This window comes from Streptomyces sp. NPDC088354 (genome assembly GCF_044753585.1).
Lineage (GTDB): Bacteria > Actinomycetota > Actinomycetes > Streptomycetales > Streptomycetaceae > Actinacidiphila.
Map to the genome: position 1 here is coordinate 90271 of NZ_JBIVNJ010000034.1, position 7152 is coordinate 97422.

At 71.8% G+C, this 7152-nt stretch carries 7 protein-coding genes; 5 read left to right on the forward strand and 2 right to left on the reverse strand.

Annotated elements, in window-relative coordinates; genetic code table 11:
• Positions 1-104: 104 nt before the first annotated feature.
• Together hppD and ACIP98_RS33395 are read left to right on the forward strand one after the other, a co-directional pair.
• On the forward strand, positions 105-1250 hold the full coding sequence (gene hppD / locus ACIP98_RS33390) for a 4-hydroxyphenylpyruvate dioxygenase (protein WP_319664468.1): 1146 nt from the start codon (positions 105-107) through the stop codon (positions 1248-1250).
• A 161-nt stretch (positions 1251-1411) separates the two neighbouring features.
• Positions 1412-2779, forward strand: a complete 1368-nt coding sequence (locus ACIP98_RS33395) for an FAD-binding oxidoreductase (RefSeq protein ID WP_401979526.1) — start codon at positions 1412-1414, stop codon at positions 2777-2779.
• A gap of 31 nt (positions 2780-2810) precedes the next feature.
• On the opposite strand, the gene ACIP98_RS33400 is transcribed toward ACIP98_RS33395, so the two are convergent.
• Positions 2811-3302, reverse strand: a complete 492-nt coding sequence (locus tag ACIP98_RS33400; protein WP_401979528.1) for an SsgA family sporulation/cell division regulator — start codon at positions 3300-3302, stop codon at positions 2811-2813.
• Between the two features lie 417 nt (positions 3303-3719).
• Here ACIP98_RS33400 and ACIP98_RS33405 point away from each other — a divergent pair, with 417 nt between their 5' ends.
• The 3 genes from ACIP98_RS33405 (at position 3720) to ACIP98_RS33415 (ending at position 6441) form a co-directional block, all read left to right on the forward strand.
• Positions 3720-4988: an RDD family protein gene (locus ACIP98_RS33405; protein WP_401979531.1), complete on the forward strand. Its 1269-nt coding sequence runs from the start codon at positions 3720-3722 to the stop codon at positions 4986-4988.
• 84 nt (positions 4989-5072) lie between these two features.
• Positions 5073-5711, forward strand: a complete 639-nt coding sequence (locus tag ACIP98_RS33410) for an RDD family protein (protein ID WP_319664463.1) — start codon at positions 5073-5075, stop codon at positions 5709-5711.
• A 79-nt stretch (positions 5712-5790) separates the two neighbouring features.
• Positions 5791-6441: an RDD family protein gene (locus ACIP98_RS33415; RefSeq protein WP_401979534.1), complete on the forward strand. Its 651-nt coding sequence runs from the start codon at positions 5791-5793 to the stop codon at positions 6439-6441.
• A 78-nt stretch (positions 6442-6519) separates the two neighbouring features.
• Here ACIP98_RS33415 and ACIP98_RS33420 read toward each other — a convergent pair whose 3' ends face one another.
• Positions 6520-6795: a hypothetical protein gene (locus ACIP98_RS33420; RefSeq protein ID WP_319664461.1), complete on the reverse strand. Its 276-nt coding sequence runs from the start codon at positions 6793-6795 to the stop codon at positions 6520-6522.
• Positions 6796-7152: the final 357 nt, after the last annotated feature.

The window sequence follows — 7152 nt, forward strand, 5'->3', positions numbered from 1 at the left end:
CACTGTGTGCAGAATGCCGCCCGGTATGCCCAGTCGGCTGTACAGATTGTCCACTGCTTCAGAGAACTATTGCGCACCTTGGCGCCCGGGGCGAGGCTGGCGCCATGACTGAGACTCTCGATCACGCTCCCGGCACCGCAGGCGACGCCGACCCGTTCCCGGTGAAGGGGATGGACGCGGTCGTCTTCGCGGTGGGCAACGCCAAGCAGGCGGCGCACTACTACTCGACCGCCTTCGGCATGAAGCGCGTCGCCTACTCCGGACCGGAGAACGGCAGCCGCGAGATCGCGTCGTACGTGCTGGAGTCCGGCAGCGCCCGCTTCGTCTTCACCTCCGTCGTCCGGGCCGCCACCGACCACGGCCGCTTCCTGGAGCAGCACGTGGCCGCCCACGGCGACGGTGTCGTGGACCTGGCCCTGGAGGTGCCCGACGTCCGCGCCGCGTACGACTACGCCCTCGCGCACGGCGCGACCGGGCTGGAGGCGCCGCACGAGGTCTCGGACGAGTACGGCACGGTCGTCCTGGCCGCCATCGCCACCTACGGCGAGACCCGCCACACGCTCGTGGAGCGCGGCGCCTACAAGGGCCCGTACCTGCCCGGCTTTATCGCCGCGGAGCCGATCGTGGAGCCCCCGGCCAAGCGCTTCTTCCAGGCGATCGACCACTGCGTCGGCAATGTCGAGCTCGGAAAGATGAACGACTGGGTCACCTTCTACAACCGCGTCATGGGCTTCACGAACATGAAGGAGTTCGTCGGCGACGACATCGCCACCGAGTACTCCGCCCTGATGTCCAAGGTCGTGGCGGACGGCACGCTGAAGGTGAAGTTCCCCATCAACGAGCCCGCGATCGCGAAGAAGAAGTCGCAGATCGACGAGTACCTGGAGTTCTACGGCGGACCCGGCGTGCAGCACATCGCGCTGGCCACCAACGACATCGTCGCGAGCGTGCGCGCCATGCGCGCGGCCGGTGTCGAGTTCCTGGACACGCCCGACTCCTACTACGACACCCTCGGGGAGTGGGTCGGCGACACCCGCGTGCCGATCGACACCCTGCGGGAGCTGAAGATCCTCGCGGACCGGGACGAAGACGGCTACTTGCTGCAGATCTTCACCAAGCCCGTCCAGGATCGCCCGACGGTCTTCTTCGAAATGATCGAGCGACACGGTTCGATGGGCTTCGGCAAGGGCAACTTCAAGGCCCTCTTCGAAGCGATCGAGCGCGAGCAGGAGCGTCGCGGCAACCTCTGATCCCTTCGCCGTGAATTCCGGCGCCGGACCGCGCCCCCGCGGGGGAGGGCGTGGGCCGGCGCCGGCCGCGTTCCGCCCGGCGCCGGCCGGGGCGCCGCCCGCCCGCGATCCCGCCGGCCGGCGTCCTTCCGCGCCGCCCCCGGCGGTGCGAGGCTGTGTGCATGGGTGATCTCATCGAACGGCTGCGCGCCGGGCTTCCCGCCGAGGCGATCCTCACCGACCCCGACGTCACCGCCTCCTACGCCAACGACATGGCGAGCTTCTGCCCGGCCGGTGCACCGGCCGTCGTCGTGCTGCCGCGCACCGTGGAGGAGGTCCGGCACGTCATGCGGACCGCCACCGCGCTGCGGGTGCCCGTGGTGCCGCAGGGCGCCCGCACGGGCCTGTCGGGCGCGGCCAACGCCTCCGAGGGCTGCGTGGTGCTGTCGCTCACCAGGATGGACCGGGTCCTGGAGATCGACCCCGTCGACCGGGTCGCCGTCGTCGAGCCCGGCGTCGTCAACGCCGCCCTGTCCAAGGCCGTCGCCCAACACGGGCTGTACTACCCGCCCGACCCCTCCAGTTGGGAGCAGTGCACCATCGGCGGCAACATCGGCACCGGCTCCGGCGGTCTGTGCTGCGTGAAGTACGGCGTCACCGCCGAGTACGTGCTCGGGCTGGAGGTGGTGCTGGCCGACGGGCGCCTGATGCGCACCGGGCGCCGTACCGCCAAGGGCGTCGCGGGCTACGACCTGACCCGGCTGTTCGTCGGCTCCGAGGGCAGCCTCGGCATCGTCGTCCGCGCGATCCTGGCGCTCAAGCCGGCCCCGCCCGCCCAGCTCGCGATGGTCGCCGAGTTCCCCTCCGCGGAGGCGGCCTGCGCCGCGGTGTGCGACATCATGGCCAACGGCCACGTGCCGTCGCTGCTGGAACTCATGGACGGCACCACGGTGCGCGCCGTGAACGCCATGACGGCCATGGGCCTGCCCGAGTCGACCGAAGCGCTGCTGCTGGCCGCCTTCGACACCCCCGACCCGGCCGCCGACCTCACCGCGGTGGGGGAGCTGTGCCTGGCCGCGGGCGCCACCCAGGTCGTCCCCGCCGAGGACGCCATCGAGTCCGAAATGCTGTTGCAGGCACGGCGGATGGCACTGCCCGCCCTGGAGCGGGTCTCCACGGCCACGATGATCGACGACGTCTGCGTCCCGCGCGGCCGGCTGGCCGCCATGCTCGTCGGGGTCGCCGCCATCGCCGCCAAGCACGAACTGACCATCGGTGTCTGCGCCCACGCCGGCGACGGCAACACCCACCCAGTCGTCTGCTTCGACGCCGCCGACCCCGAGGAGTCCCGGCGGGCCCGGGAGTCCTTCGACGAGATCATGGCGCTCGGTCTGGAACTCGGCGGCACCATCACCGGCGAGCACGGCGTGGGCGTGCTGAAGAAGGAGTGGCTGGCCCGCGAACTCGGCCCGGTGGGCGTGGAGATGCAGCGCGGCATCAAGGCGGTCTTCGACCCGCTCGGCATCCTCAACCCGGGCAAGCTGTTCTGAGCCGGCGCGCCGGGCGCCCCCAGGGCGCGGCCTAGGCGTCCGGCGACTCGTCCAGCCCCGACCACGGGTCGCGCAGCCACAGGTCGTCGCGCGGCTCACCGGCCGTGCCGGCGGTCGGGGCCAGCAACTCGTCCAGGCGCTCGTCCATGGCCAGGTGGTCCAGCTCCGTCCCCGGCGGCACCACGCGCAACGTCCGCTCCAACCACGCCGCCACCGGCATGGACGCCGCCTCCAGCAGCGCGTTCCCGTCCGGCGAGCTCAGCGCCATGCAGATGACGCTGCGCCCGTCGGTCTTGGTCGGCCAGATCCGCACGTCCCCGTGGCCGCAGGGTCGGAACACCCCCTCGACGAGCAACTCCCGGGCGAAGGTCCAGTTCACCGGGGACTGCGACCCGGTGTGGAAGGCGATGTGCACGGCGAAGGGGTCCTCGACCCGGTACACCAGCCGGGCCGGCACGGCGATGCTGCGCTCCGGCGACAGCACCAGGTTCATCTCCAGTTCCCGTTCCACCACGGTCTGCATGGCGTCGTCGTCCTTTCCTCGGCACAAGGCCCCTTGCGGTACTGCGCGGCGAGGTGCAGCGCGGGGCCCGCACCGGGAGAGAGCGCATCCGGCACTCACCATTACGCGGCTTCCCATGATCGGGAGGACTTTTCCCGAAGCTCCGGCGACAGATGCATGCATGCGATAGACACCTGGTTCTCCGGCCGCGGCACGGCTCCTGCGGGACGACGGCTCCCCCCGTTCCCCTGAGCGGCTGTCAGGCGGGAAGCGTAGCCGGTCCGGTGCGATGAAATGCCCTGGAATGCCGATCCCGGGCCGGGCCTCGTTTCTCTCTTCCGGGGGGTCGGTTCTTCGTTAATGTCCTCCTTGGGACGCCCGAGGCGGCGGACCGGTCGAGCGCGCGGTCGTGATGGGACGTGATGGGAGTTGTCACCGATGACCTCCGGAATCAGCGGCGGGGGTGTGCCCGGCCCCGGGTACTACCCGGACCCGTCCATCCCGGGTTACATCCGGTACTGGAACGGTTCCGCGTGGGTCCCCGGCACGAGCCGTCCGGCGCCCCAGCCCGGTGAGGACCTCGCACCGCCCACGGGCGCCCCGTTGGCGGTGCCCGGCCCGGCGGTGGCCGCCGCCCCTCCGGCGCCCGTGACGCCCGCCCCGCCCGCGCCGCCGGTGCGCCGCACTCCGGCGGTGGACGAGTCGGGCCCGATGTTCCTCGACGAGGACCCGCAGGCGCCCGCCGCCGAACGCGGCCCGGCCGCCTCGGAGTGGGCGGCCGACCCGGCCCGGCAGGAGCCGTCCCCGCGGGTGTCGTGGGGCGCACAGGAGCACGGGGGCGCGCCCCGGGCCGCCGCGTCCGCCCCTGCCCCCGCTGCTGCCGGCCCCACACCCACCTCCGTGTCCGCCCCTGCTCCCGCGCCCGCCCCTGCCCCGGCACCCGCCCCGGCGGCTTCGCCGGTTCCCGCGCCGCCGCCGGCCCCCGGGCCCGCCCCCGCCCCCGCCATCTCCTCCGCGCCGACCGCCGGCGCCCCCGTGGCGCGGAACGCGAACCCCGTCCCGTGGGCCCAGCAGGTGCAGGAACTGGCCCGCCAGGGGCAGCCCCACGTGCCCGCGCAGAGCGGGACCGCAGGCAACGGCGGCGACGCCGCGGGCACGCCCGGCACGCGCGCGCCGTGGCGGGCCGCCGCAGAAGACCCGTTCGCCGCGGCGCAGGAACAGGCCCGCCCCGGGCCGCTCGGCAAGCGGCTGGTCGCCCGCGTCGTCGACTCGCTGCTGATGGCCGCGATCGTCGGCGCGGCCGCCGTGCCGCTGGGCACCGCCGCGTACGAGCACGTCCAGGACAAGATGGATGCCGCCCGGCTGGGCGGCCGGACGGTCACCGTGTGGCTGATCGACGGCACGACGGGCGCGCAGCTCGGCATCCTCCTCGGTGTCGTGCTCGTCGCCGGTCTGCTGTACGAGGTGCTGCCGACCGCCAAGTGGGGCCGCACGCTGGGCAAGAAGCTGCTCGGCCTGCGCGTGCTCGACGTCGAGACCCAGTACGAACCGGGCTTCTGGCAGGCACTGCGGCGCTGGCTCACGCACACCGTGCTGGACGCCCTGGTGATCGGCTTCCTCGGCCTGCTGTGGTGCGTCTTCGACCGCCCGTGGCGCCAGTGCTGGCACGACAAGGCGGCGCGCACCTTCGTGGCCGGGGACCGCTGACACCCGACGGCTGACACCGGGCACCCGACACCCGAACGGACCACGCCGGAGGCGTCCCCACGGCGTCCGGGTTTCACTCGGGGCATGAGCACCGACCGGCCCGAGGACCCGTTCGCGAAGCCTCCCGAGGAGCCGCGGCAGCCCTCCCAGCCGCCGCCGTCCGGGTCTCCGCCCGCCGGCGGGGGCCCGTACGACCAGCCGCCCCCGGTCTACCCCGGCAGCCCGCAGGGCGGTCCGTACGACAGCCCCTACGGCGGTGCGCCCGCGCCCGATCCGCTGGCCGGGATGCCGCCGCTGGCGCACCGGGGCCGCCGGCTGCTCGCCCGCATCGTCGACGGCCTGATCATCGGCATCCCGATCTACGCCATCACCTGGGCCTTCTGGGGCGGCTACGACTACAACAGCGGCGTGGGGCAGAGCTTCGCCGAGGGCGTGATCTACGCCGTGGTCTACCTCGTCTACCAGGTCCTGATGCTCACCCGCTACGGGCAGAGCCTGGGCAAGAAGCTGCTCAAGGTGCGGGTCGGCATGCTGGCCGACGGCGCCAACCCCTCGACCCCGGCGGCGCTCAAGCGGGAGGCGGTCTACTCCCTGGTGCCGATCATCCCGTGCTGCGGCTCGATCTTCTGGATCATCGAGGTGCTGTGGTGCACGTGGGACAAGCCCTACCGGCAGTGCCTTCACGACAAAGCCGGGCAAACCGTTGTCGTCTCCGCGGGCTGACGCCCCGCCGTGACGATCGTCGCAGGGCCGTGACGTAATGCCACTATGCGGGGTCATGCCCGGCTGATTTACTCACTCTATGAGTTCGAATCAACCGCCCGGTTACGGTTACCCGCAGGGCGGCTCGGGGGGTCAGGATCCGTACGGCCAGAATCCGTACGGCCAGCAGCCTCACCCTCAGGGCCAGAACCCCTATGACCAGCAGCAGCCGCCGCCGTTCCCGCAGCAGCCCGGGTCGCCCTACGGCTACCCGCAGGCTCCGCCCGCCGGTTACGGCCAGATGCCCGTGGACCCGGCCCTGGCGGGCATGCCGCCGCTGGCCGACAGCGGGCAGCGCTTCCTCGCCCGGCTGATCGACTTCGGCATGTTCTTCGTGGCGCTGATCATCCTCCTGGTGGTGACGGGCACGTCGGTCACGGACACCGGCGCCTTCCTCGTCATCGAACTGCTCGTTTTCGGCGGCCAGTTCGTCTACGAGGCCCTGATGCTGCAGTCCACCGGCCAGACCATCGGCAAGAAGGTCATGAAGATCCGCGTCGCGAAGCTCGCCGACGGCAGCCCTCCCGGCTCCGCGGCCTGGGGCCGTGCGGCGGTGTACTCCTTCATCGGCGTGGTGCCCTGCGTGGGCGTCATCCTCTCGCTGCTGAACGTGCTGTGGCACCTGTGGGACAAGCCGTACCGCCAGTGCTGGCACGACAAGGCGGCCAAGACCGTCGTCGTCAAGGTCTGACCGGCGGCAGGACTCGCACGACGGCCCCGGAGCGAAGGCTCCGGGGCCGTTGTCGTGCCGGGACGTGCGGCGAAGCGCTCAGTGGTGCAACGAGTGCTCCTCGACACGGGGTTCGGTGGCGCTGCGCACCCGGGGACGCGGGACCGGGGTGGCGGTCTGCGCACCGCGGGCGCGGCGGCCGGCGGCCGGGATGGGCACCGTGACGGCGACCAGGACGCCGAGCAGCAACCCGGCGGCCGCGATGACCGCGACGCCGGTGCCCGAACGTGCCTCGGACAGCAGCAGCATCGCCAGGGTCGAGAGCACCACGGTCGCCGAACCGTAGGAGATCTGGGCGGGGGTGGGACGCGGCATGGCAGATCCGTCCTTGTGTACGTCGAGGGTGTCGAAGCGTCGGCCAGGGCGGTCTTTCGGATGGTTCACACGTGGCACGCCATCCACCGACTCTACGTTTCGGGATGCCCGGACGGAACGTCCGGTAAGCGTGACCTAACCCACGGTGCGGAAGCACGGGGGGCGCAAGGGGTCGCATCGCGATCTCCGCAAGGCCCAACGATCGCCGTCGTCCGGCCGCTTGGGCATGCCGCTTCGTCCGCTATGCGCAACGGACCGGTCGCTCACCGTACTTGGCGGTCATGAGCAAGTCAAGATCTGTCTTTTCTCACGTCACTCCGGTGCAATGGCCTCACCCTAGGGAGGTCAAATCACAGT